The following is a 22,404-nucleotide window of genomic DNA, read 5'->3' on the forward strand; positions in this document are numbered from 1 at the left end:
TCGCTGCGCATCTCAGGCATGGGAGGCTGGATGGGATGCCAGGTGGGATGCCGCCATGTCCTTGTCGCCATGCCCGGCGGCCAGCGCGCGTTCGAAGCGGCGCAGCCCGGCCTGGGCGCCATCCAGCAGCAGGCCTGCGCCAGCGGCGGCATCGGCTACCAGCTGCGCGTCCTTGACGGCATTGGCCACGGTGAAGCTGGCGTCGTAGCGGCCTGACAGCATGGCAGCGGCCTTGGCCTGGAAGAAGCCGCTGTCCATGGGCCCGCCCGTGACGGCATCGACCACCAGGGACGGTTCTATGTCCAGCCCCTTGGCCAGCGCCAGGCTTTCGGCCAGGCCATGCGTGAGTGCGAAGGCCCAGTGGTTGAGCGCCAGCTTGAGCCGGCTGGCGGCGCCTGCCTGCTGCGCAATCCACAGGCTGCGTTTGCCGATGGCATCGAACACTGGCTGCACCTGGCCGCGCTGCGCCAGCGGGCCTGCGGCCAGGATGACCAGCTGGCCCTGCTCGGCCGGCTGGCGCGTGCCCTGCACGGGGCAGTCGTAGAACACCAGGCCATGCCGATCGGCGAATTGCGCCAGCGGCGCGATGGCGTCCACACCCACCGTGCTCAGTTGCAGCCACAGTGTGCCCGGCTGCAATGCGGGCGCTGCGGCCTGCATGGCCTGCAGCACGGCCGGCCCGTCCTTGAGCACAGTGACGACGATGCGGGCGCCACGCACGGCGTCGGCCGCGTCGCCACAGGCCTGAACGCCGTCGGCCGCAAGGGCCTGGGCCTTGGCGGCCGTCCGGTTCCAGGCCCGGACGGTGAAGCCCTTGCGTTGCAGGTTGCGCGCGACGGGCGCACCGATCAGGCCCGTGCCGAGCACCGCAATGGTGGTTTGAAGGTTTGAATGCATGGGAACTCCAGGGTGATGAGAGAGTGAAACAGACAAGGAAAACTGAAATCCGGATTACTGGAACGATCATTCCAATTCAAGGAAAATAAAAACCCGCAACGGCACGACATGCGCGCGGCGGGTGGCGGGTGGCCGGCTATTGCGCCTGCAGCGCCATGTCGACCACGTCGACCACATCCATCAGGCACTGGCGGCGCTGCGGCGCGCTGCTGCCCTTGCCCAGCACGCGCAGGCCCTGCACGGTGTTCAGGACGAAGCGCGCCAGGGCGCGCGGCTTTTTGCTGTCGGTGATATCGCCTTCCTGCTGGCCGCGCAGGATGAGCTTTTCCAGCGCCTTTTGCAGGCGCTGGAAGTTGCCGGCCACCCTCTCGGCCACGGCCTCGTCATGGCCGGCCAGCTCCAGCGCGGCATTGGCGACCAGGCAGCCCCGGCGCCCGGCATCGCTCAATTCGTCCTGCACGATGCGCAGCAGCAGCTGCCGCACCAGGTCCCGGGCGCGTCCCGGGCCGGACAGCAGTTCCACGTTGGAGGTGGTCACGGCCTCATAGCGGCGCAGCGCATGCTGGAACAGCCCCTGCTTGTTCTCGAAGGTGCCGTACAGGCTGCTGCGCGACAGGCCCGTGCCGTCCACCAGGTCCTGCACCGAGGTGGCCGCGTAGCCGCGCTGCCAGAACACCTGCATGGCGGCGTCTGCGATGTCATCGGGGTCGAAGTCCTTGGTGCGCATGGTGGCTCATTGAATTGGAACGATCATTCCATTCAATGTAGGCGGCCGTTTAGCGGCTGTCAAGATTGCGCCAAAGGGCCTTCACTCGCAGGGAATTTCCAGCCCGACCTTCACGCGGTCCAGCGCCACGATGGTCTTGAACCATTTGACGTTGGGGTTCTCGGCGAACAGGCGCCGCGCCAGCGCCTCGTACTCCTGCATGGTGGCCACGGTGAGCACGAGCACGAAGTCCACCTCGCCCGTGACGTAGTAGCACTGCTGGACCTCGGGCACGGCGAAGTGCGATTTCATGGCGTTGAGCGCATCGATGCTGGTGCGCTCGGTCATGACCTCCACGATGATGGTGATGGGCCGGCCCACGCGCGTGGGGTCCACGGTGGCGGCCTGGCCGGTGATCACGCCTTCGGCCTGCATGCGCTTGAGGCGGCGCTGCACGGCGGCCGTGGACAGGTTGACCTGCTCGGCCAGCAGGCGCAGCGGCACCGTGCTGTCGCGCTGGACGATGGCCAGGATGGCGCGGTCGAAGCCGTCCAGATCGGCCAGGTGTGCAGGGTGGGCGGTGTGCTTGGTCATGGGAAGCGAGGACTTTTGGAGGGTGAGAAATTTTCTCGCAAACACCCTCAATTCAGAGACCAAAAAACAGGTGCCGCGAAATAGTATTTCGTCGTTTTCCGCATCCAACGCATGCGGACCTGCCTGCCGAGAAAGCCCATCCCATGGCCACCCTGCTCCACCTGTCTCCCGTGTTTCTTGTGATGTCCATGCTCATGGTTTTGCGCCGCCCGCCTGTGCAGGCGGCCATGGCCGGGGCGGCGCTGGTCGCCCTGCTGTGGCTGGTCGATGCCTGGATGGCGAAGGGCACCGCCGCTTCCGGCGCCGCCCTGGCCGCAGCGCGCGACACGGGCGTGCTGTTCCTGAGCACGGCCTTCGTGATCGTGCCGGGCCTGGGCTTTGTGATCCTCATCGAACGCATGGGCGTGAACCAGGCGCTGAGCCAGTGGGTGCGCTCGCTGGGCCTGGGGCCGGCCGATCAGGTGGTGTTCATCGTGCTGGGCCTGGCGCCGCTGCTGGAGGCGATGACGGGCTTTGGCGTGTCGCTGATCGCCACCGTGCCGCTGCTGCTGAGCCTGTTCGAGCGGCGCGCCGCACTGCGCATGGCGCTGGCGGGCATGGCCATCATGCCCTGGGGCACGCTGGGCCTGGCCACGGTGATCGGAGCCTCGCTGGCCCATGTGGATGCGGCCGCGCTGGCCGCTGTGTCCTCGCTGACCAGCGCGCCGGTGTTCCTGGTGCTGGGCGCCCTGTCCCTGCACCTGGCAGGCGAGCGCGGTGCGCGGGCCTGGCTGCTGCTGGGCGGCTTTGGCCTGCTGTTCGTGGGCGTGCTGCATGGCATCAGCCGCTGGCTGGGCCCCGAGGTGGCGGGCGTGGGCGCGGGCTTTGCGGTGGCGCTGGGCATGCTGGTGCGCGCGCTGCTGCTGCGCGGCACGGCCCAGGCGGCACCCGGCTGGCCGCGCCAGGCCTGGCCGTATCTGGCGCTCGCCCTTGCCATCGTGCTGCTCAAGCTGCTGGCCCTGGCCACGCAGTGGGACCAGCGCTGGATCGTGCAGGGCGCTCAGGTGGCCTGGAAGCCTCTGGCCTCCCCGGGCGTGGCGCTGACCCTGGTGCTGGCCCTGCTGCTGGCGCGCGGGGCCGGCCGTGGCGTTGCCCTGGCTGGTGCACTGGCCGCCCGCGCCAAGCGCCCGCTGCTGACCATCTTCTTCTTCCTGGCGATGTCCCAGATGATGGTCAAGGCCGGTTTCCTGTCCGGCCTGGCGCAGATGCTGGCCGAGCTGGCGCCTGCGGCCCTGGCGCCCATCGTGGCCGCCTTCGGTGCGCTGGCCGGCTACATGACGGGCTCCAACGTGGGCGGCAACGCGATCTTCATGCCCGCCATCGCCCTGCTGCCCGAGTCCTCGCGCCTGCTGCTGGCCGCCGTGCACAACAGCGCCGCCGGGCATGCGGCCCTGGGCTCGCTGTCCATCGTCATGCTGGTGCTGGGCCTGGCACGGACCACCGCGCAGGAAGAAGGCGAGCTGGTGCGCTTCGGCTTTGCGCTGGCCTGCCTCAATGCGGCGGCCGTGGCGCTGGCGGCGCTGGCGGCGTTGGTCATGGCGGGTCCGGGCGTGTTCTGAAGACGTGCTCCTTTCCAATGAAAAGAGGCGCCGCAGCGCCTCTTTGCAAACACGGCAAGCCGCCCGCGCTACTTGCTGTCGCGCAGCTCCCGGCGCAGGATCTTGCCGACCGGGGTCTTGGGCAGTTCGGTGCGGAACTCGATCACGCGCGGCCGCTTGTAGCCCGTGAGGTTGTCGTGGCAGAAGTCGCGCACGGCCTGTTCGGTGAGGCTGTCGTCCCTGCGCACGATGACCAGCTTGACGGCCTCGCCGGTCTTCTCGTCGGGCACGCCGACCACGGCGCATTCGAGCACGCCGGGGCAGTTGGAGACCACGTCTTCCACTTCATTGGGATAGACGTTGAAGCCGCTGACCAGGACCATGTCCTTCTTGCGGTCCACGATCTTGAAGTAGCCGCGCTCGTCCATGGTGCCGATGTCGCCGGTGCGAAAGTAGCCGTCGGCGGTGAAGACCTTGGCGGTTTCGTCGGGGCGCTGCCAGTAGGCGGCCATGACCTGCGGTCCCTTGATGGCGACCTCGCCGCGCTCGCCGATGGTGGTCACGTCGTTTCCTTCGTCATCGACGAGCTTCATCCAGGTGCTGGGCAGGGGCACGCCGATGGTGCCCGAGAACTCGGTGGAGGTGACGGGGTTGCAGCTGACCGAGGGACTGGTCTCCGACAGGCCGTAGCCCTCGCAGATGGGACAGCCGGTCTTTTGCAGCCACAGCTGGGCCACGGCGCTTTGCACCGCCATGCCGCCGCCGACCGAGACCTTCAGGTGCGACCAGTCCACGGTGTTGAAGTCCGGGTGGTTGGCCAGGCCGTTGAACAGCGTGCTCACGGCCGGGAAGCTGTGAAAGCGCTGCGTGGACAGTTCCTTGAGCGTGGCCTTGAGGTCGCGCGGATTGGGAATCAGGATGGTTTTGCCGCCCGTGCGCATGGACAGCATCATGTTCACCGTGAAGGCGAAGATGTGGTACAGCGGCAGCGCGCAGATGCTGGTGGGCTGCTCGCCGGCCGGCACCTTGCCCATGGCGGGCTGGTTCCAGGCCTCGGACTGCAGCACGTTGGCGATGATGTTGCTGTGCAGCAGCACCGCGCCCTTGCTCACGCCCGTGGTGCCGCCCGTGTACTGCAGCAGGGCCATGTCGGAGGCCTGCAGCTGCGGCGCCTGGAAGGGCGAGCGCATGCCCTTGGCCAGCGCGTCGTTGAAGCGCACGGCCCCCGGCAGCGAGAACGGCGGCACCAGCTTCTTGACCTTGCGCACCACGTAATTGACGATGGCGCCCTTGAGCATGCCCAGCTGGTCGCCCATGGTGCACAGCACCATGTGCTGCACGGGCGTGGCGGCCTTGCAGGCCTGCAGCGTATGGGCGAAGTTCTCGATGATGACGATGGCCTTGGCGCCCGAGTCCTTGAGCTGGTGCTCCAGTTCGCGCGCCGTGTACAGCGGGTTTACGTTGACGACCACGAAACCGGCGCGCAGCACGGCGGCCACGGCCACGGGGTACTGGGGCACGTTGGGCATCATCAGCGCCACGCGGTCGCCGCGGGCCAGGCCCAGGCTCTGCAGATAGGCAGCGAAGGCGCGGCTTTGCGCATCGACCTGTGAGTAGGTCAGCTCCTTGCCCATGAAGGAATAGGCCACACGGTCCGCGTAGCGGCTGAAGGCCTCCTCCATCAGGGCCACCAGCGAAGGGTATTGGGAGGGATCGATGTCGGCGGGCACACCTGCCGGATAGGCACCCAGCCATGGGCGGTCACTCATGCTGCTTGTCTCCTGGTTGTCTCGACTAATCGTGCATTCTCATAAAAAGCACGGTCGTTCGATACTGTGATAACCCTAGTACTACCCCTAGGGTCCGCATTGCGTTGCTCCAGGTCAAAGCTCGCCGGGCCGCCCAGGCCCTCCGTCACGACCGCGGTTCAATCCCAGGCCGGAGCCAGGCCGTCTGGGCTGACCTGGCGGTCGCCGCGCTCCAGCGCGGCGATGCGCTGCATGTCTTCGGCGCCCAGCACCAGCTGGCAGCTGTCCAGGTTGGCCTGCAGGTGGGCGCGCCGGGTGGACGAGGGGATGACGGCATAGCCCATGGCCATGGCCCAGGCCAGCGCCACCTGGGCGGGCGTGGCGCCGCGGGCGGCGGCGATGTCGGCCAGCACGGGATCGGCCAGCAGCCTGCCGTAGCCCAGCGTCATGTACGAGGTGGTGTGGATACCCTGCTGTCGCGCAAAGTCGGTGACGGCGCGGTTTTGCAGATAGGGGCTGAGCTCGATCTGGTTGGTGGCGATGTTCGTGGCGCCCACGGCGGCGATGGACTGCTGCAGCAGCGCGATGTTGAAGTTGGACACGCCGATGTGGCGCGTCAGCCCCTGCTCCCTGGCGCGCATGAGGGCGCCCAGGCTGTCCTCCAGCGGCACGCTGCGCGAAGGCCAGTGGATCAGCGTCAGCTCCACATGGTCGGTGCGCAGGGCTTCAAGGCTGCGCTCCAGGCTGGGGATCAGCGCGTCGGCGGACAGGTTCTCGGTCCAGATCTTGGTGGTGAGGAAGAGCTGATCGCGCGGCACGGCGCTGGCGGCGATGGCGGCCCCCACATCGGCCTCGTTGCCGTAGATCTGGGCGGTGTCGATGGCGCGGTAGCCCACTTCCAGGGCCTGGCCCACGGAGTGGCGCACCACCTCATCCTTGAGGCGGAAGGTGCCCAGGCCGAAGGCGGGCACCACGGAAGCGAGAGAGGCAGTCGATGTCATGCAGGTCTTTCAAAAAAGCAAACAAGGCGCGGAACAACGCCTCGAAGACTGCAGTCTGGCGCGTTCACGCTTGCAGATAAAGCCTGGTATCAGCAGAAAATATTTGACGCTACAGCAACAATTGCGCCAAGCTGGCATCCCATGAAAACCACCCTGGACGAGTTGCAGGCCTTTCGCGCCGTGATCGACTGCGGCAGCATCACGGCGGCGGCCGAGCAGTTGGGACAGACCACCTCGGGCATCAGCCGCAGCCTGTCGCGCCTGGAGAAAAAGCTGGCCACCACCTTGGTGCGGCGCACCACGCGCAGCCTGGAGCTGACCGAGGAAGGCGCGCGCTTCCTGGCCCGCACGCGCGAGGTGCTGCAGGCCCTGGACGCGGCCGAGGAGGAACTGGCCGCGCGCCGTGAGGCGCCGGCCGGGCTGCTGCGCGTCAACGCGGCCTCGCCCTTCATGCTGCATGCCATCGTGCCGCTGGTGGGTGAGTTCCGCGCGCTCTATCCGCTGATCACGCTGGAGCTGAACACCGATGACCTGCACATCGACCTGCTGGCCCAGCGCACCGACATCGCCATCCGCATCGGCGAGCTGCGCGACTCCACGCTGCATGCGCGGCTGCTGTGCCACAGCCTGCTGCGCGTGCTGGCCAGCCCCGCCTACCTGCAGGCCCATGGCCCCGTGGCGAGCGTGGCCGTGCTGGCGCGCCACCAGCGCATCGGCAACAGCCAGGTGCCGGGCCTGAACCACTGGCCGCTGCGCACGCCCGAGGGCGGCGACCGCTGGGATGCCGCGCCCCAGCTCACGGCCTCCAGCGGCGAGACCATGCGCCAGCTGGCCCTGGCCGGCCAGGGCGTGGTCTGCCTGGCCGATTTCATGACCGTGCGCGATCGCGCCCAGGGCGAGCTGGTGCAGGTGCTGGCGCGCGAGACCGTGCAGCAGCGCCAGCCCATCCACGCCGTCTACTACCGCAACACGGCGCTGGCCGCGCGCATCACGGCCTTCCTGGACTTTCTCGCGCAGCGCATGGCGCAGTCCTGAGGGCCCTGTGACGACGTCCGCCTGAACGGCTTGATCGGCCCGTTCGGCTTGTGCATGCAGGGCGCATGCATATGCGTTTTGCTTCGTTGCCGCAGGGCTGGCGGTTTTACAGAATCCGGGATTCGCCGCAGCAGGCATGGGCCGGCTGAGGCCGGAGACCGTCTTGCCCCACCTGATCGAAAGCTTTGCCGACATGGCGCCCTTCGTGGCCCTGCGGCGCGACCTGCATGCCCACCCTGAGCTGGGCTTCGAGGAACACCGCACCTCGGCCATCGTGGCCGAACGCCTGGCCGCCTGGGGCGTGGAGGTGCACACCGGCCTGGCCGGCACGGGCGTGGTGGGCGTGGTGCACGGCAGGCATACGTACGCACGCCACGGCACGCGCACCATCGGCCTGCGCGCCGACCTGGATGCGCTGCCGCTGCAGGAAGAAAACCGGTTCGCCCACCGCTCGCAGCACGCAGGCCGCATGCATGCCTGCGGCCATGACGGCCACACCACCATGCTGCTGGCCGCGGCCTGGCATCTGGCACGCACGCGCGACTTCGCGGGCACGGTGCACCTGATCTTTCAGCCCGCCGAAGAGATGGGCAAGGCCGGCGCACGCAGGATGATCGACGAAGGCCTGTTCGAGCGCTTCCCCTGCGATGCGGTCTTCGCACTGCACAACTTCGCGCTGGACCGCGTGGGCAGCTTCGCGCTCAACCCGGGCGCGCTCATGGCCTCCAGCAACACCTTCCGCATCGTGCTGCATGGGCAGGGCACGCATGCCTCGCTGCCGCACACGGGCACCGATCCGGTGGCCGCCACCATTGATCTGGCCCAGCAGCTGCAGACCCTGGTCGCGCGCCATGTGGATTCGCGCGAACGCGCACTGCTGGCGGTCACGCAGATCCAGGGCTCGGACGCGCCCAACGTGATTCCCGACAGCGCCTGGGTGGGCGGCACGGTGCGCACCTTCTCCGTGGCGGCGCTGGACATCCTCGAAGCCGCCCTGCGCCGCCAGGCCGAGCACACGGCCTTGGCCCATGGCTGCAGGGCCGAGATCCATTTCCGGCGCGCCTCGCCGCCCCTGGTCAACCACGCGGCAGAGGCCGCCTTCGCCGCCGCCGTGATGCGCGAGATCGCGGGCGACGACGCCGTGGACACGCAGTTCCCCGGCGTGCTGGCCGCCGAGGACTTCGCCCACATGCTGCAGGCGCGGCCCGGCTGCTACGCCTTCATCGGCAACGGCCAGGGCGATCACCGACTGCCCGGCCATGGCGACGGCCCCTGCCTGATCCACAACCGCTCCTACGACTTCAACGACGACATCCTTGCCATCGGCGCCAGCTACTTCGTGCGGCTGGTGGAGCGGTGGCTTGCCGTCACCCAGGAAAATTCCCCATGAAAACCTCTCATCCTTCTCCCGTCACCCGCCGCGTTCTGCTGGCAGCAGCCCTGGCCCTGGGACTGGCACCGGCCGTGCATGCCGAACGCGTGATCCGCATCGTCGTGCCCTTCGGCGCAGGCGCCACGCAGGACACGGTGGCACGCACCTTCAGCAATGAACTGGGCCAGGCCCTGGGCGCCACCGTGGTGGTGGAAAACCGGGCGGGCGCGGGTGGCAGCGTGGGCACGGCCCAGGTGGCCAAGTCCGCGCCGGACGGCAACACCCTGGTGCTGGCTGCGGCCAGCCACAACCTGGCCGGCCATCTGTACGCGAAGCTGCCTTATGACCCGCTCAAGGACTTCGTGGGCGTGTCCTTCCTGGGCCGCACGGGCTATGTGGTGGGCGTGCCGGCCGCCTCGGGCGTGCAGACCCTGGGCGAGCTGCTGCAGCGCGCCAGGACCCAGCCCGGCCAGCTCAACTATGCGTCGGCCGGCAATGGCAGCGCCTCGCACCTGGCCTCGGCCTCGCTGGCCGCACAGGCGGGCATCAAGCTGCAGCACATCCCCATGAAATCCACGGGCGACGCCACCACCGAGCTGCTGGCCGGCCGCGTGCAGCTGGTCACGGGCGCCACCATCGGCATGCTGGCCTTCCAGAAGGATCCGCGCGTGAAGCTGCTGGCCTACTCGGGCCAGCAACGCTCGCGCTTCCTGCCTGACCTGCCCACGGTGGCCGAGTCCGGCGTGCCCGGCTATGCCTTCGACTCCTGGCTGGGCCTGCTGGCACCGGCCGGCACGCCGCCCGCCGAAGTGGAGCGCATCAACGCCGCCGTGCGCAAGGTGCTGGCCGAGCCCGTGGTCCAAGAGCGCCTGGCCCGCGTGGGCGTGGAAGCGGCCACCCTGCCGGCCGCCGAATTCCAGCGCCTGCTCAAGGACGACTGGGAAGCGTCCGGGCGCATCGTCAAGGCGGCCGACGTGCGCATCGAATAGTCACCCAGGCCAATAGTCACCCAGGCCGTCACAGCAGCTTGGTGCCCAGCGGCACCTCGCGGTCGGGCACGCACAGCGCGACCTCGCCGTTCTCGTTGTGGAATCCCGTGACCAGGCATTCCGAGCGCATGGGACCGATCTGCTTGCTGGGAAAGTTCAGCACGGCCACCACCTGGCGGCCTATCAGTTCCTCGGGCCGGTACAGCGCCGTGATCTGGGCGCTGGACTTGCGCAGGCCCAGTTCGGGGCCGAAATCGACCTGCAGCACATAGGCCGGGCGGCGCGCCTCCTTGAACACCTGGGCGTCCACGATGCGGCCCACGCGCAGCTCCACCTTGAGGAAGTCGTCAAAGCCAATGGTCTCGTGCAATGCGGATGAAGTAGTCATGCGGCCATGATGCCGCGCCGCCGGTGCCGGCTTTGTCGAGCAACGCTTGCAGTGCGGGACAGTGGCGGGCTCACGAACGCGCGCAGGCATGCGCAAGCCGTGCCATCGCTTCCTGCTGCGGCAAATGCGTGAGGGCCTTCGCCGCCGGCAGATGCACAGAGCAGAAATAGGCCAGTCCCTGCGGATGGGACAGCATGCCGGCCTGCTCGGCGCAATGGTCGGCAAAGCACAGCCAGGCTCCGTGCAGCGGGCCGGGTTCCTGCGTCGGGTCCTTGTTGCAGACGCTGCAAAGGGCGGGTTGCATGGCGGTCGAATCACGGAAGATGAACAGGCCGCCAGTGTCGCAGCTTCCATGAAAAAGGCCGGCATCGCGTCCGATGCCGGCCTGGTGCGAGGCCCTTCGACAGGCCCCGCAGGGGTTCGCGCCAGGATTACTTGGCGGCGACCACGCGCACCATTTCCAGGCACTTGTTGGAGTAGCCCCACTCGTTGTCGTACCAGGACACGACCTTCACGAAGGTCTTGTCCAGGGCGATGCCGGCTTCGGCATCGAACACCGAGGTGCAGGACTCGCCGCGGAAGTCCGTGGCCACGACCTTGTCTTCGGTGTAGCCCAGCACGCCCTTGAGCGCGCCTTGCGACTGGGCCTTCATTTCGGCGCAGATCTCTTCGTAGCTGGCTTCGCTGTTCAGCTCCACCGTCAGGTCCACCACCGACACGTCGGAGGTGGGCACGCGGAAGGACATGCCGGTCAGCTTCTTGTTGAGCTCGGGAATCACCACGCCCACGGCCTTGGCTGCGCCCGTGCTGGAGGGAATGATGTTTTCCAGGATGCCGCGGCCGCCGCGCCAGTCCTTGTTGCTGGGGCCGTCCACGGTCTTTTGGGTGGCGGTGGCAGCGTGCACGGTGGTCATCAGGCCGCGCTTGATGCCCCACTTGTCGTTGAGCACCTTGGCCACGGGAGCCAGGCAGTTGGTGGTGCAGGAGGCGTTGGAGATCACGTCCTGGCCAGCGTAGGTCTTGCAGTTCACGCCGAAGACGAACATCGGGGTGCTGTCCTTGGAAGGCGCGGACATGATGACCTTCTTGGCGCCGGCAGCCAGGTGCTTGCGTGCGGTCTCGTCGGTCAGGAACAGGCCGGTGGCCTCGATCACGATGTCGGCGCCTACTTCGTTCCACTTCAGGTTGGCGGGGTCGCGCTCCTGCGTCAGGCGGATGGTCTTGCCGTTGACGATCAGGTTGGAGCCCTCCACCGAGACCTCACCCTTGAAGCGGCCGTGCACGCTGTCGTACTTGAGCATGTAGGCCAGGTAGTCGGGCTCGAGCAGGTCGTTGATGCCCACGACTTCGATGTCGCTGAAGTTCTGCACGGCAGCGCGGAACACCATGCGGCCGATGCGGCCGAAGCCGTTGATACCGATCTTGATCGTCATATTTGCCTCTTGGATTGACGGATTGCGAAAAACGGAAAAACTGAAACGGTGAGGGCCAGGCCGGGCCTGGCGGGCGGCAAAAAGGGGCCACAGGCCCCTTCTCGCAGCTTTACTTGCCGGCGCGCTGCAGCGCAGCCTGCACGGTGTCGGCCACGTTCTCGGCCGTGAAGCCGAAGTGCTTGAACAGCACGGGCGCGGGGGCCGATTCGCCGTAGGTGTCGATGCCGACGACAGCGGCGCAGCCGTACTTCCACCAGAAGTCGGTCACGCCCATTTCCACGGCGATGCGCGGCAGGTTGGCCGGCAGCACCTGGCTCTTGTACTTGGCGTCCTGCTTGTCGAAGGTGGTGGTGCTGGGCATGGAGACCACGCGCACGGCGACCTTGCGCTCGGCCAGCAGCTTCTGGGCTGCCAGGGCCAGTTGCACTTCGGAGCCGGTGGCGATGATGACTGCCTGGGCCTTCTTGTTCAGGCCGACGGCCTTGGGCTCGGACAGCACGTAGGCGCCGCAGGCGATGTCGTCCAGCGCGTCTTCGGTCTTGGCTGCGTAGGCCAGGTTCTGGCGCGACAGCAGCAGGGCCGTGGGCTTGTTCTTCTGGCTCAGGGCCACGGTCCAGGCGACGGCGGTTTCCGTGGTGTCGGCAGGGCGCCAGACATCCAGGCCCGGGATCAGGCGCAGAGAGGCGGCGTGCTCGATGGACTGGTGGGTGGGGCCGTCTTCGCCCAGGCCGATGGAGTCGTGCGTGAAGACGTGGACCACGCGCTGCTTCATCAGCGCGGCCATGCGGATGGCGTTGCGGCTGTAGTCGCTGAAGGTCAGGAAGGTGCCTGCGTAGGGGATGTAGCCGCCATGCAGGGCGATGCCGTTCATGATGGCGGCCATGCCGAACTCGCGCACACCGTAGTTGATGTGGCGGCCGATCTTGCCGTCTTCGGTCAGGACCACGGCACCCTTGTCGTCCACGCGCAGCGAAGGCGTGCTCTTGGTGTTGGTCAGGTTGGAGCCGGTCAGGTCGGCCGAGCCGCCCAGCAGTTCGGGCAGGGCTGCGGTCAGGCCTTCCAGGGCCAGCTGGCTGGCCTTGCGGCTGGCCACGGTGGCGCCTGCGTCGTGCGCGTCGGAGGCGATCTGCGCGGCGATCTCGCCGAAGTTGGCGGGCAGGTCACCGGCCATGCGGCGCTTGAATTCGGCAGCCAGTTCGGGGAAGGCCTTGGCATAGGCGGCGAACTTCTTGTTCCAGGCCGCTTCGGCCTTGGCGCCGGCGGCCTTGGCATCCCAGTCGCCGTAGACGCTGGCGGGGATGTCGAAGGGGCCGTGCTCCCAGCCCAGGGCCGCGCGGGTCAGTGCGATTTCCTCGGCGCCCAGGGGCTCGCCGTGGGCCTTGGCCGTGTCCTGGCGGTTGGGCGAGCCCTTGCCGATGCTGGTCTTGCAGCAGATCAGCGTGGGCTTGTCGCTGCTCTTCTTGGCGGCGGCGATGGCGGCATCGATGGCCTGCACGTTGTGGCCGTCCACGTCGCGCACCACGTTCCAGCCATAGGCTTCGAAGCGGGCGGGCGTGTTGTCGATGAACCAGGGGGCGACCTTGCCGTCGATGGAGATGCCGTTGTCGTCGTACAGCGCCACCAGCTTGCCCAGCTTCCAGGCGCCGGCCAGGGCCGCGGCCTCGTGGCTGATGCCTTCCATCAGGCAGCCGTCACCCAGGAACACGTAGGTGTGGTGGTCGACGATGGCGTGGCCTGCGCGGTTGAACTCGGCGGCCAGCAGCTTTTCGGCCAGCGCGAAGCCCACGGCATTGGTGATGCCCTGGCCCAGCGGGCCGGTGGTGGTTTCCACGCCGGGGGTGATGCCCACTTCGGGGTGGCCGGCCGTCTTGCTGTGCAGCTGGCGGAAGTTCTTGAGCTCGTCGATCGGCAGCGCGTAGCCCGTGAGGTGCAGCAGCGCGTAGATCAGCATGGAGCCGTGGCCGTTGGACAGGATGAAGCGGTCACGGTCAGCCCATTGCGGGTTGACGGGGTTGTGCTTGAGGTGACGGCTCCACAGTGCCACGGCCATGTCGGCCATGCCCATGGGGGCGCCGGGGTGGCCGGAGTTGGCTTGTTGAACGGCATCCATTGCGAGTGCGCGGATCGCATTCGCCATTTGTTGAGTGTTGGCCATCAGGGCGCTCCGTGAAGGAGGGGGTAATCAGAGTAAGCCGGCTATTTTAAAGGACGCGGGTTTTCGGCTCCCGCGCGCGGGGCAATGGCCGCTGGCAATGGTCTACAGTTGCGCTCCATGACCGCCTCGCCCATCCAGCCGTTCCCCGCCGCCAAGGCGCTTTTCCTCACCGAGCAGCCACCGGCCATGCTGCTGGCCGCAGGCCGTGGCGAGCGCATGCGGCCGCTGACCGACACCTGCCCCAAGCCGCTGCTGCAGGTGCAGGGCCAGCCACTGCTGCAGCACCACCTGCAGGCCCTTGCGCAGGCCGGCGTGCGCCGCGCCGTGGTCAACACGGGCTGGCTGGGCGAGCAGATTCCCGCGCGCTTCGGGGCGCGCTTCGCGCCCGACACAGGTGGCGAGCCGCTGCATCTGGCCTATTCCCCCGAGCCCGAGCAGGCGCTGGAGACCGCAGGAGGCATTGCGCGCGCGCTGCCGCTTCTGGACACGGTGTTCTGGCTGGCGGCCGGCGATGTCTACGCGCCCGACTTCGATTTCCCGTTCGAGGCGGCCCGCGAATTTGCCGCCAGCGGACGGCTGGCCCATCTGTGGCTGGTGCCCAACCCCGAGCACCATCGGCGTGGCGACTTCGGCGTGGACGAACTGGGCCTGGCCTGCGACTGGCCCGAGGGCGATGCCCGCCCGCGCCAGACCTACGGCACCATTGCGCTGCTGCGCGCCGAGCTGTTTGCCGCGCCCTGGTGCGACATCCCGCCCGGCAACCCCGACGGTTGGCGCGTGCCGCTGGTGGCGCTGCTGCGCCGGGCGATGGCCGCCGGCCAGGTGAGCGCCAGCCTGTATACCGGGCGCTGGACCGACGTGGGCACACCCGAGCGGCTGCAGCGGCTCAACACGCCAGCCGCCTGAGACGTCGGACTGACACGCCGGCCTGGCACGTTGGCCTGGGGCGCCCGCTGGTGACTTCGGCGCCCGGGCAGGCGAAGGCGCTCCGTGTTAGCGTCGCCGGTTCGGCGCAGCGGCGCGCCAGAAAGCGTTTCGATGAGTGTGATCCAGTATGTGATGTTCCTGGCCCTGGTGGGCCTGGCCACGTTTTGCCAGAACCTGACGGGCTTTGCCTTCGGGCTGATCTTCGTGGGCGTGGCCGGTGCCACGCACCTGATGGGCATTGGCGATGCGGCCAACGTGGCCTGCCTGCTGTCCGTGGTCAACGGCGTGGCCTACCTGCGCGCCCACCGCCAGGTGCCGCAGTGGTCCCTGCTCAAGCCCATGCTGATCAGCAGCGTCATCGGCGTGATCGGCGGCGTGCTGCTGCTGCAGTGGCTCAGCGGCAATGCGCTGAGCGGGCTGCGCATGCTGCTGGGCCTGGCCATCGTGGCCTGCGCGCTGTTGCTGTTGCTGCAAAAGCAGGTCAACGCGCAGGTGTCGGGGCCGGTGTCGCTGTGGGTGGCCGGTGTGGCCTCGGGGCTGCTGGGCGGGCTGTTTGCCACGCCAGGCCCGCCCATGGTCTACCACCTGTACCGCCAGCCGCTGGACCGCCTGGTGGTGCGCCAGTGCCTGTTTGCCATGTTCCTTACCTGCGCGCTGCTGCGCCTGGTGATGGTGGCCTGGGAGGGCGAGATCACCGCCAGCGTGCTGCTGGCCGCAGTCCTGGCCTTTCCCGTGGTGACGGTGGTGACCTGGCTGCACATGCGCCATCCGCCCGCCCTGCCCAAGCGGCTGGTCGAATGGATGGTCTGCCTGCTGCTGGTGCTGTCGGGCACCAGCCTGCTGGTGTCGGGCTGGAACGCCAGCCACCCCCAGCCCGTGGTGCCCGATGACGAGATGGCCATGGCCGTGCCCCAGCGGTCCCAGGCTGCGGCCCCCGCGCCGCGCTGACAACAAAAAAGCCCGCCGGGCGGACCGGCGGGCTTTTTTGAAGGGGAAGGAACCGATCAGTTCACGACCTGCTGCAGCGATCCGGCAGCGTACTTGGCGGCCATCTGCTCCAGCGTGTAGCCCTTGATCTTGGCACCCTGGCCTTCGCAGCCGAACTCGATGTAGCGGGCCTTGCAGATCTGCTTGGCGGCTTCGCGGGCGGGCTTGAGCCATTCGCGGGCATCGAACTTCTCGGGGTTCTCGGCCAGGAACTTGCGCACGGCGCCGGTCATCGCCAGGCGGATGTCGGTGTCGATGTTGATCTTGCGCACGCCGTGCTTGATGGCTTCCTGGATTTCCTCGACGGGCACGCCGTAGGTTTCCTTCATGGCGCCGCCGTACTGGCGGATGATTTCCAGCAGTTCCTGGGGCACGGAGGAGGAGCCGTGCATGACCAGGTGGGTGTTGGGCAGGCGCGCGTGGATTTCCTTGACGCGCTGGATGGACAGGATGTCGCCCGTGGGCTTGCGCGTGAACTTGTAGGCGCCGTGGCTGGTGCCGATGGCAATGGCCAGCGCGTCCAGCTGCGTGGCCTTGACGAACTGGGCCGCTTCCTCGGGGTCGGTCAGCAGGGCCGAGTGGTCGAGCACGCCTTCGGCACCCACGCCGTCTTCCTCGCCGGCCATGCCGGTTTCCAGCGAGCCCAGGCAGCCGAGTTCACCTTCGACGGTGGCGCCCAGCTTGTGGGCCATTTCCACGACCTTGCGGGTCACGTCCACGTTGTATTCGAAGGAGGAAGGCGTCTTGCCGTCTTCCATCAGCGAGCCGTCCATCATCACCGAGCCGAAGCCCAGGTTCAGCGCGCCCTGGCAGATGGCGGGCGAGGTGCCGTGGTCCTGGTGCATGACCAGGGGGATGTGGGGATACTGCTCGGCGGCGGCCTGGATCAGGTGCTTGATGAAGGGCTCGCCGGCGTACTTGCGGGCGCCTGCGCTGGCCTGCAGGATGACGGGCGCGCCCACTTCGTCGGCGGCCGACATCACGGCTTGCACCTGCTCCAGGTTGTTGACGTTGAAGGCGGGAAGACCGTAGCCGTTTTCGGCAGCGTGGTCCAGCAGTTCGCGCATCGAAACGAGAGGCATGTGTAGGGTCCGTATCAAGTTGTTGAGAGGGGGATGCCCCTGCCGCAAGGCGGCCGCCGCTGCGTCATGGGTTCGCTGCGGGGCTGCGGCCGGGGGATCGCGGCAGTAACCGCTTGGTAACTGGCGATTTTAACCAGCTGCCGCCAACCCTGTCCCGGGCATTCCCATGCGGTAGCAGGTCGTGAAGCCTTCGGGCGGCGCGGCCTCGCCAAAGCTTCCCTGGTGGGCGCGCAGCACGCGCGCCACGATCTCGTGGCCCAGGTGCAGGCTGTCCACGGGCGCTGCCGCGCGCTCTGCGCCGTCACGGCGGCCGTCGCTACGGCGGCCGTCATCGCAGACCTGCAGCCAGACCTCGCCATCCGGCCCCTGCCCGGCCTGCACCTCGATCTGCGTGCCGTGCGGTGTGTGCTTGAGGGCGTTTTCCACCAGGTTGCGCAGCGCCAGCTCCAGCAGCACGGCATTGCCCATCACGCCCAGTGCCTCAGGCGCCTGCACGGACAGGCTGCAGCCGCGCTGCCAGGCCGCCTGCGCATGGGCGGCCACCACCTGACGGGCCAGCGCGGCCAGGTCCACGGGCACGGGCGGGTCGGCCAGCATGGCGCGTCCTGCGCGCGCCAGTGCCAGCAGTTGGCTGAGCACATGGCCGGCGTGCAGCGCGTCCTGGCCTATGCGCGCCAGCGCGGCGCGCTGGGCCGGGGCATCCATGGCGCCGGCCGGCGCATCGCCCAGGGCACGCGCCTGCAAGGCGATGGAGGCCAGCGGCGTGCGCAGTTCATGGGCCACTTCGTTGGCCAGGCTGCGCTCGCGCTCCAGCGCCTCCTGCTGGCGGTCCAGCAAGGTGTTGATGGAGTTCACCACGGGCATGAATTCCCGCAGCGCGTGGCGGTGCGAAACGCGCTCGGCCTGGGCCAGGTCCAGGCGCTCGACCTCGCGCGAGAGTTCGTTGAGCGGCCGCATGCCGCGTCGAATGGCCAGCCCCAGCGCCAGCGCGACCACAGGCAAAAGCCACAGGCCCGGCTCGATCATCTGGCCCGCGATGTCGTCGGCCAGTTCGTCGCGCTCCTGCAGCTCGATCATCACGCTGACCTTGCGTGCATGGTCGCGGCTCCATTGGGTGAAGCTGCGCCAGGCCCGATGCTCGGGACCCAGGCGCAGGGTGGCAAAGCCCTGCTCGGTGTCGAAGGCGGGCTCGGGCGCATCGCCCGTGCGCGAGATCAGCCGCCCCGCGCCATCCCACAGGGCCACGCTCAGCGACTGCTGGTAGTCGTGGGCCATCAGGCCGGGGGGCTCATGCACGGGCGTGGCTGCTCCCTGGCCTACGGCGCCTGCGACTTCCAGGTTGAGCACCAGCGCAGCGACGCCGGCCAGGTGGCCGTCGGTGAGCTCGTCGGCCTCGTGCACGCCGGTCTGGTAGCCCAGCGCCACGAAGCTGGCCCAGACCACGACCAGCGCGCCCAGCATCCAGGCCATCAGATGCCAGATCAGCGAGGGGCGGCGCTGCTGCGCGGTGCTCATGGGTTCTCCGCAGGAAGAAAGTAGCCCACGCCGCGCATGGTGACGATGCTGGCATTGCCCAGTTTCTTGCGCAGGTGGTGGATATGGACCTCGACGGCATTGCTTTCCACGGCCGTGCCCCAGCTGTAGAGATGTTCCTCGATCTGCTGGCGCGAGAGCACGCGCCCGCGCGCCTGCAGCAGCACCCAGAGCACGGAGAACTCGCGCGGCGACATTTCCACCAGCTTTCCGTCGCGGCGCACGGTGCGCGCGGCCGGGTCGACCTCCAGCTCGCCATGGCGGATCACGGGTGCCGCCTGGCCTCCTGCGCGGCGCAGCATGGCGCGCAGCCGCGCCTCCAGCTCGTCGATGTCGAAGGGCTTGACCAGGTAATCGTCGGCACCCAGGTCCAGCCCGGCGATGCGCTCGCGCACCTGGTCGCGCGCGGTGAGGATGAGCACGGGCGTGTTGGGGTCCGGCAGGGCGTGGCTGTCGCCACCCGGGCGGCGCGGGCTCCGCAGGCGGCGCAGGATTTCGCTGCCATCGCCGTCGGGCAGGCCCAGGTCCAGCAGCACGGCGTCGAAGCGCTCCATCTCCAGCGCATGCCAGGCATCGGCCACGGTGGAGCAGACGTCGACCGCATAGCGGCGCTGTTGCAGATTGGCCTGCAGGCCTGCGGCAATGCCCGCATTGTCTTCGACGACCAGTATTCGCATGCGCGCATTGTGCAATGGCCGCTGCCGGCTGCGGCGCCAGACGATGGCCGCACGCCGGGGCATGCGTTAAGACGGGTTTAAGCCGCGCTTCTCATGCTGCCGGCCATGCCGACACCTGAACCCCGAGATTTTTCCGCCGCCCCTGCGCAGGGCCCCTCCTTCAAAAGCACCCTGCTGTGGACCCTGGCGGCCCTGGCCGTGGTCCTGGCCTGGGATGCCAGCGCCCTGGACCTGGCCATGGCCCGCTGGTTTGGCGACGCCGATGGCTTTGCGCTGCGTTCGGACTGGTTCTTCGTGAACATCGCCCACGAAAGCGCACGCCGCCTGGCCTGGCTGGTGGTGCTGGGCCTGACGCTGTGCGTCTGGCGGCCCATCGGCCCGCTGCGCCTGCTGCCTCACGGGCGGCGCGTGCAGCTGGTGGCGGGCATCTTGCTGTCGCTGGCCCTGATCTCGCTGCTCAAGTACACCAGCGCGACCAGCTGCCCCTGGGACCTGGCCGAGTTCGGCGGCGTGGCGCGCCATGTCTCGCACTGGTCGCTGGGCCTGGCCGACGGCGGGCCGGGCCGCTGCTTTCCCGCAGGCCATGCCTCTGCAGGCTTCGCCTTTCTGGCCGGCTATTTCGCGCTGCGCCGCCATGCACCCCGCGCAGCCTGGATCTGGCTGGCCGTCTCGCTGGCCGCAGGCCTGTCGATGGGCCTGGCCCAGCAGATGCGCGGCGCCCATTTCATGAGCCACACGCTGTGGACCGGCTGGCTGTGCTGGACGGCGGGCTGGCTCTTCGACCTGGCGGTCACGCGTGCGCTGCGCACCCGGGACAGCGCGCCCGACTCCCTGTGGCCCGCCGCCAGCCTTCCGCCTTCCGCACCCTGATCGAGCATTGCAATGCTGCCCCTGGACCCCGCCCTGTTCACGCTGCTGAACGCCAACGCGCAAACGCCCGCCATCTCGATCGAGGCGGCGCGCGCCATCTCGTCCTGGCTTCCCTCGCTGTGCGCCCTTCCCGTGATGGCCGGGCTGCTGCGCGGCTCGCCCGCCCTGCGCCGCACCCTGGTGCTGGCCCTGCTGTCCATGCTGGCCGCCTGGGCCGTGGCGCGGCTGATCCGCTGGGGCTTCCCGGCGCCGCGTCCTGCCCAGCTGGGCATGGGCGTGCAATGGGTGGAACACGCGCTGCGGTCCAGCTTCCCGAGCATGCACGCCACGGGCGCCTTTGCCCTGGCCCAGGCGCTGACCCTGGGCTGCACGCGCCACCGCCGTTGGGTCATGGTGTCCGCCTGGTCGCTGGCCCTGGGCATGGGCTGGAGCCGCGTGCACCTGGGCGTGCACTTCCCGTCCGATGTGGTCGGCGGTGCCATCGTGGGCATCTGCAGCGCCACCCTGGTCTGGCATGCTGCGCTGTGGCGCCGCCTTCCCGTCATGCCCAACCTGCTGCCCTACAACGCACGAACCCACTCAGGCAGGCCCCGATAGACCATGGCGAAGGCATAGCGCACCGCACATAAAACTGGCGCTCCCCAGAACGAGGGACACCGAGCAAGGGCCGACCCGCCGCGAGGGTGTCGTCCCCCCCGCGTAGCGAGAGGGGGAAGGCGCGAAGCGCCTCAGGGGGTTAGTTCACACGACATATCTTCAGCATGTTCGTGCCACCGGGCTGGCCCATGGGCTCGCCGCAGGTGATGGCGTAGACATCGCCGCTTTGCACGATGTTGCGCGCGCGCAGATGGCCTTCGGCCTGGTCCAGCGCGGTGTCGCGGTCGGCGCTGGTGTCCATGAGCAGGGGGCGCACATTGCGGTACATGGCCATCTTGCGCTGCGTGGAGATCTTGGGCGTGAGCGCGTAGATGGGGATGTGGATGCGGTGGCGGCTCATCCACAGCGCGGTGGAGCCGCTGTCCGTCATGGCGACGATGGCCTTGGCGCCCAGGTGGTGGGCCGTGAACAGCGCGCCGATGGCGATCGACTGGTCGATGCGCGAGAACTGGCGGCCGGTGAACTCGGCATCGCTGTCCGGGTCTTCGGCCGCTTCCGCGGCGGCGCAGATCTTGGCCATTTCCTGCACGGTCTCCAGCGGGTACCTGCCGGCGGCGGTCTCGGCGCTGAGCATGACGGCGTCTGTGCCGTCCAGCACGGCGTTGGCCACGTCGCTGACCTCGGCGCGCGTGGGCACGGGGTTGGTGATCATGCTTTCCATCATCTGCGTGGCGGTGATCACGAACTTGTCCATGTCGCGCGCCATGCGGATCATCTTCTTTTGCAGCGCGGGCACGGCCGCGTTGCCCACTTCCACGGCCAGGTCGCCGCGCGCCACCATGATGCCGTCGGAGACATGCAGGATCTCTTCCAGGCGCGGAATGGCCTCGGCGCGCTCGATCTTGGCGATCAGGCCGGGCTTGTGGCCGTACTGGGCCGCAGCCACGTTGCACAGCTGGCGCGCCATTTCCATGTCGGTGGCGTTCTTGGGAAAGCTCACGGCCACGTAGTCGGCCTGGAAGCTCATGGCGGTCTTGATGTCCTCCATGTCCTTGGCCGTCAGCGCCGGGGCCGTCAGGCCGCCGCCCTGCTTGTTGATGCCCTTGTTGTTGGACAGTTCGCCGCCGAGCTTGACGGTGGTGTGCACCTCGTCGCCGCGCACATGGTCCACGGTGAGCACGATCAGGCCGTCGTTGAGCAGCAGCACGTCGCCGGGCTTCACGTCGCGCGGCAGTTCCTTGTAGTCCAGGCCCACGCCGTTGATGTCGCCGGGCTCGGTGCGCGATGCGTCGAGCACGAAGCGCGCGCCGGGCTCCAGCATGACCTTGCCTTCGGCGAACTTGCCGACGCGGATCTTGGGGCCCTGCAGGTCGGCCATGATGGCCACCTCGCGGCCTGCGCGCTGGGCCGCCTCGCGCACCATGGTGGCGCGGTCGATGTGGTCCTGCGCCTTGCCGTGGCTGAAATTCAGGCGCACCACGTTGACGCCTTCGCGCACCATCTGTTCCAGCAGTTGCGGGTCGCTGGAAGCGGGGCCCAGGGTGGCGACGATCTTGGTGGCACGGCTCACTTGCATGGAATGTCTCTCGCTCAGGGTTTGTAATCGGGTTTCAATTCTCACACGAATGCGGTTACATGAAGGCAACATTCCGGCATGCGGTGCGGGCCTGAAGACCCCGCGTCCTGAGCCTGCGCAAGGGGGCGGCCGGATGCCGTTGCCATCGCCGAACACTGCGGTGCACTGCCTTTGCCGCTATTGCTTTTGATGCTGCACGGCAGCATTCCCGGCAAAGGCGCTGTGCCATGCCGGCCTCCTGTGAAAGCAGTTTTGCCCGC

The 22,404-nt window shown here is 68.2% G+C and carries 21 protein-coding genes; 8 read left to right on the forward strand and 13 right to left on the reverse strand.

The window, feature by feature from the left end:
* Positions 1-12 precede the first annotated feature (12 nt).
* The 3 genes from AAN986_RS26450 to AAN986_RS26460 all read right to left on the reverse strand — a co-directional run bounded on the left by AAN986_RS26450 (position 13) and on the right by AAN986_RS26460 (position 2,197).
* Entirely contained in the window at positions 13-897 is an 885-nt protein-coding gene (locus AAN986_RS26450) for an NAD(P)-dependent oxidoreductase (protein ID WP_047217877.1), read from the reverse strand.
* A gap of 136 nt (positions 898-1,033) precedes the next feature.
* Complete coding sequence (locus tag AAN986_RS26455) at positions 1,034-1,624, reverse strand: TetR/AcrR family transcriptional regulator (RefSeq protein WP_013804518.1); 591 nt, start codon at positions 1,622-1,624, stop codon at positions 1,034-1,036.
* 81 nt (positions 1,625-1,705) lie between these two features.
* Positions 1,706-2,197 (reverse strand): Lrp/AsnC family transcriptional regulator, encoded by a 492-nt coding sequence (locus tag AAN986_RS26460; RefSeq protein WP_016449824.1) that lies wholly within the window; start codon positions 2,195-2,197, stop codon positions 1,706-1,708.
* Between the two features lie 143 nt (positions 2,198-2,340).
* Here AAN986_RS26460 and AAN986_RS26465 point away from each other — a divergent pair, with 143 nt between their 5' ends.
* Positions 2,341-3,795: an L-lactate permease gene (locus tag AAN986_RS26465; protein WP_047217876.1), complete on the forward strand. Its 1,455-nt coding sequence runs from the start codon at positions 2,341-2,343 to the stop codon at positions 3,793-3,795.
* A 68-nt stretch (positions 3,796-3,863) separates the two neighbouring features.
* Here the strand turns inward: AAN986_RS26465 and AAN986_RS26470 are convergent, their stop codons facing one another.
* On the reverse strand, positions 3,864-5,543 hold the full coding sequence (locus AAN986_RS26470; RefSeq protein WP_047217875.1) for a long-chain-fatty-acid--CoA ligase: 1,680 nt from the start codon (positions 5,541-5,543) through the stop codon (positions 3,864-3,866).
* Between the two features lie 158 nt (positions 5,544-5,701).
* A complete protein-coding gene (gene dkgB / locus AAN986_RS26475) occupies positions 5,702-6,523 on the reverse strand; it encodes a 2,5-didehydrogluconate reductase DkgB (protein WP_047217874.1) in 822 nt (273 codons plus the stop codon).
* Between the two features lie 141 nt (positions 6,524-6,664).
* Here dkgB and AAN986_RS26480 point away from each other — a divergent pair, with 141 nt between their 5' ends.
* The 3 genes from AAN986_RS26480 to AAN986_RS26490 all read left to right on the forward strand — a co-directional run bounded on the left by AAN986_RS26480 (position 6,665) and on the right by AAN986_RS26490 (position 9,919).
* Positions 6,665-7,558 (forward strand): LysR family transcriptional regulator, encoded by an 894-nt coding sequence (locus AAN986_RS26480; protein WP_047217873.1) that lies wholly within the window; start codon positions 6,665-6,667, stop codon positions 7,556-7,558.
* A gap of 136 nt (positions 7,559-7,694) precedes the next feature.
* A complete protein-coding gene (locus tag AAN986_RS26485) occupies positions 7,695-8,948 on the forward strand; it encodes a M20 aminoacylase family protein (protein WP_082138059.1) in 1,254 nt (417 codons plus the stop codon).
* Complete coding sequence (locus AAN986_RS26490; RefSeq protein WP_047217872.1) at positions 8,945-9,919, forward strand: tripartite tricarboxylate transporter substrate binding protein; 975 nt, start codon at positions 8,945-8,947, stop codon at positions 9,917-9,919. The genes AAN986_RS26485 and AAN986_RS26490 overlap by 4 nt, the downstream gene beginning before the upstream one ends.
* Before the next feature lie 28 nt (positions 9,920-9,947).
* On the opposite strand, the gene AAN986_RS26495 is transcribed toward AAN986_RS26490, so the two are convergent.
* The 4 genes from AAN986_RS26495 to tkt all read right to left on the reverse strand — a co-directional run bounded on the left by AAN986_RS26495 (position 9,948) and on the right by tkt (position 13,895).
* Positions 9,948-10,307: a tRNA-binding protein gene (locus tag AAN986_RS26495; protein WP_026062619.1), complete on the reverse strand. Its 360-nt coding sequence runs from the start codon at positions 10,305-10,307 to the stop codon at positions 9,948-9,950.
* A 70-nt stretch (positions 10,308-10,377) separates the two neighbouring features.
* Positions 10,378-10,611 carry a hypothetical protein gene (locus AAN986_RS26500; RefSeq protein ID WP_047217871.1) on the reverse strand — a complete coding sequence of 78 codons (234 nt, stop codon included), beginning with the start codon at positions 10,609-10,611 and terminating at the stop codon, positions 10,378-10,380.
* Between the two features lie 127 nt (positions 10,612-10,738).
* Positions 10,739-11,740, reverse strand: a complete 1,002-nt coding sequence (gap, locus tag AAN986_RS26505; RefSeq protein ID WP_012202871.1) for a type I glyceraldehyde-3-phosphate dehydrogenase — start codon at positions 11,738-11,740, stop codon at positions 10,739-10,741.
* A gap of 109 nt (positions 11,741-11,849) precedes the next feature.
* On the reverse strand, positions 11,850-13,895 hold the full coding sequence (tkt, locus tag AAN986_RS26510) for a transketolase (protein ID WP_016449833.1): 2,046 nt from the start codon (positions 13,893-13,895) through the stop codon (positions 11,850-11,852).
* 117 nt (positions 13,896-14,012) lie between these two features.
* Between tkt and AAN986_RS26515 the strand changes: the two genes are divergently transcribed.
* Together AAN986_RS26515 and AAN986_RS26520 are read left to right on the forward strand one after the other, a co-directional pair.
* Positions 14,013-14,801 (forward strand): nucleotidyltransferase family protein, encoded by a 789-nt coding sequence (locus AAN986_RS26515; RefSeq protein ID WP_017406322.1) that lies wholly within the window; start codon positions 14,013-14,015, stop codon positions 14,799-14,801.
* Positions 14,802-14,933: 132 nt separating this feature from the next.
* Positions 14,934-15,770: a sulfite exporter TauE/SafE family protein gene (locus AAN986_RS26520; protein ID WP_047217870.1), complete on the forward strand. Its 837-nt coding sequence runs from the start codon at positions 14,934-14,936 to the stop codon at positions 15,768-15,770.
* A 56-nt stretch (positions 15,771-15,826) separates the two neighbouring features.
* Here AAN986_RS26520 and fba read toward each other — a convergent pair whose 3' ends face one another.
* The 3 genes from fba to AAN986_RS26535 all read right to left on the reverse strand — a co-directional run bounded on the left by fba (position 15,827) and on the right by AAN986_RS26535 (position 19,101).
* Positions 15,827-16,891 carry a class II fructose-bisphosphate aldolase gene (gene fba / locus AAN986_RS26525; protein WP_013804528.1) on the reverse strand — a complete coding sequence of 355 codons (1,065 nt, stop codon included), beginning with the start codon at positions 16,889-16,891 and terminating at the stop codon, positions 15,827-15,829.
* Between the two features lie 129 nt (positions 16,892-17,020).
* Positions 17,021-18,406: a two-component sensor histidine kinase gene (locus tag AAN986_RS26530; RefSeq protein WP_016449836.1), complete on the reverse strand. Its 1,386-nt coding sequence runs from the start codon at positions 18,404-18,406 to the stop codon at positions 17,021-17,023.
* Positions 18,403-19,101 carry a response regulator transcription factor gene (locus AAN986_RS26535; protein WP_026062623.1) on the reverse strand — a complete coding sequence of 233 codons (699 nt, stop codon included), beginning with the start codon at positions 19,099-19,101 and terminating at the stop codon, positions 18,403-18,405. Before AAN986_RS26535 ends, AAN986_RS26530 begins: the two co-directional genes overlap by 4 nt.
* Before the next feature lie 93 nt (positions 19,102-19,194).
* Between AAN986_RS26535 and AAN986_RS26540 the strand changes: the two genes are divergently transcribed.
* Both AAN986_RS26540 and AAN986_RS26545 read left to right on the forward strand, forming a co-directional pair.
* Positions 19,195-19,971 carry a phosphatase PAP2 family protein gene (locus tag AAN986_RS26540; protein ID WP_047217869.1) on the forward strand — a complete coding sequence of 259 codons (777 nt, stop codon included), beginning with the start codon at positions 19,195-19,197 and terminating at the stop codon, positions 19,969-19,971.
* Positions 19,972-19,983: 12 nt separating this feature from the next.
* Positions 19,984-20,568, forward strand: coding sequence for a phosphatase PAP2 family protein (locus tag AAN986_RS26545; protein WP_047217868.1), 585 nt, complete (start codon positions 19,984-19,986; stop codon positions 20,566-20,568).
* A 139-nt stretch (positions 20,569-20,707) separates the two neighbouring features.
* Here the strand turns inward: AAN986_RS26545 and pyk are convergent, their stop codons facing one another.
* On the reverse strand, positions 20,708-22,144 hold the full coding sequence (gene pyk, locus AAN986_RS26550) for a pyruvate kinase (RefSeq protein ID WP_016449840.1): 1,437 nt from the start codon (positions 22,142-22,144) through the stop codon (positions 20,708-20,710).
* Positions 22,145-22,404 lie beyond the last annotated feature (260 nt).

This window comes from Delftia sp. DS1230, from assembly GCF_040112715.1.
Taxonomy (GTDB): domain Bacteria; phylum Pseudomonadota; class Gammaproteobacteria; order Burkholderiales; family Burkholderiaceae_C; genus Comamonas; species Comamonas tsuruhatensis.

What these genes read in the sequence shown, in the direction of transcription:
- AAN986_RS26470 (WP_047217875.1), bottom strand. Translation starts at nt 5,543, where the DNA reads ATGAGTGACCGCCCATGGCTGGGTGCCTATCCGGCAGGTGTGCCCGCC.
- AAN986_RS26485 (WP_082138059.1), top strand. Translation starts at nt 7,695, where the DNA reads ATGGGCCGGCTGAGGCCGGAGACCGTCTTGCCCCACCTGATCGAAAGC.
- tkt (WP_016449833.1), bottom strand. Translation starts at nt 13,895, where the DNA reads ATGGCCAACACTCAACAAATGGCGAATGCGATCCGCGCACTCGCAATG.
- AAN986_RS26495 (WP_026062619.1), bottom strand. Translation starts at nt 10,307, where the DNA reads ATGACTACTTCATCCGCATTGCACGAGACCATTGGCTTTGACGACTTC.
- fba (WP_013804528.1), bottom strand. Translation starts at nt 16,891, where the DNA reads ATGCCTCTCGTTTCGATGCGCGAACTGCTGGACCACGCTGCCGAAAAC.
- AAN986_RS26520 (WP_047217870.1), top strand. Translation starts at nt 14,934, where the DNA reads ATGAGTGTGATCCAGTATGTGATGTTCCTGGCCCTGGTGGGCCTGGCC.
- AAN986_RS26480 (WP_047217873.1), top strand. Translation starts at nt 6,665, where the DNA reads ATGAAAACCACCCTGGACGAGTTGCAGGCCTTTCGCGCCGTGATCGAC.
- AAN986_RS26530 (WP_016449836.1), bottom strand. Translation starts at nt 18,406, where the DNA reads ATGAGCACCGCGCAGCAGCGCCGCCCCTCGCTGATCTGGCATCTGATG.
- dkgB (WP_047217874.1), bottom strand. Translation starts at nt 6,523, where the DNA reads ATGACATCGACTGCCTCTCTCGCTTCCGTGGTGCCCGCCTTCGGCCTG.
- AAN986_RS26455 (WP_013804518.1), bottom strand. Translation starts at nt 1,624, where the DNA reads ATGCGCACCAAGGACTTCGACCCCGATGACATCGCAGACGCCGCCATG.
- AAN986_RS26515 (WP_017406322.1), top strand. Translation starts at nt 14,013, where the DNA reads ATGACCGCCTCGCCCATCCAGCCGTTCCCCGCCGCCAAGGCGCTTTTC.
- AAN986_RS26535 (WP_026062623.1), bottom strand. Translation starts at nt 19,101, where the DNA reads ATGCGAATACTGGTCGTCGAAGACAATGCGGGCATTGCCGCAGGCCTG.
- AAN986_RS26465 (WP_047217876.1), top strand. Translation starts at nt 2,341, where the DNA reads ATGGCCACCCTGCTCCACCTGTCTCCCGTGTTTCTTGTGATGTCCATG.
- gap (WP_012202871.1), bottom strand. Translation starts at nt 11,740, where the DNA reads ATGACGATCAAGATCGGTATCAACGGCTTCGGCCGCATCGGCCGCATG.
- AAN986_RS26540 (WP_047217869.1), top strand. Translation starts at nt 19,195, where the DNA reads ATGCTGCCGGCCATGCCGACACCTGAACCCCGAGATTTTTCCGCCGCC.
- AAN986_RS26450 (WP_047217877.1), bottom strand. Translation starts at nt 897, where the DNA reads ATGCATTCAAACCTTCAAACCACCATTGCGGTGCTCGGCACGGGCCTG.
- AAN986_RS26460 (WP_016449824.1), bottom strand. Translation starts at nt 2,197, where the DNA reads ATGACCAAGCACACCGCCCACCCTGCACACCTGGCCGATCTGGACGGC.
- pyk (WP_016449840.1), bottom strand. Translation starts at nt 22,144, where the DNA reads ATGCAAGTGAGCCGTGCCACCAAGATCGTCGCCACCCTGGGCCCCGCT.
- AAN986_RS26500 (WP_047217871.1), bottom strand. Translation starts at nt 10,611, where the DNA reads ATGCAACCCGCCCTTTGCAGCGTCTGCAACAAGGACCCGACGCAGGAA.
- AAN986_RS26490 (WP_047217872.1), top strand. Translation starts at nt 8,945, where the DNA reads ATGAAAACCTCTCATCCTTCTCCCGTCACCCGCCGCGTTCTGCTGGCA.
- AAN986_RS26545 (WP_047217868.1), top strand. Translation starts at nt 19,984, where the DNA reads ATGCTGCCCCTGGACCCCGCCCTGTTCACGCTGCTGAACGCCAACGCG.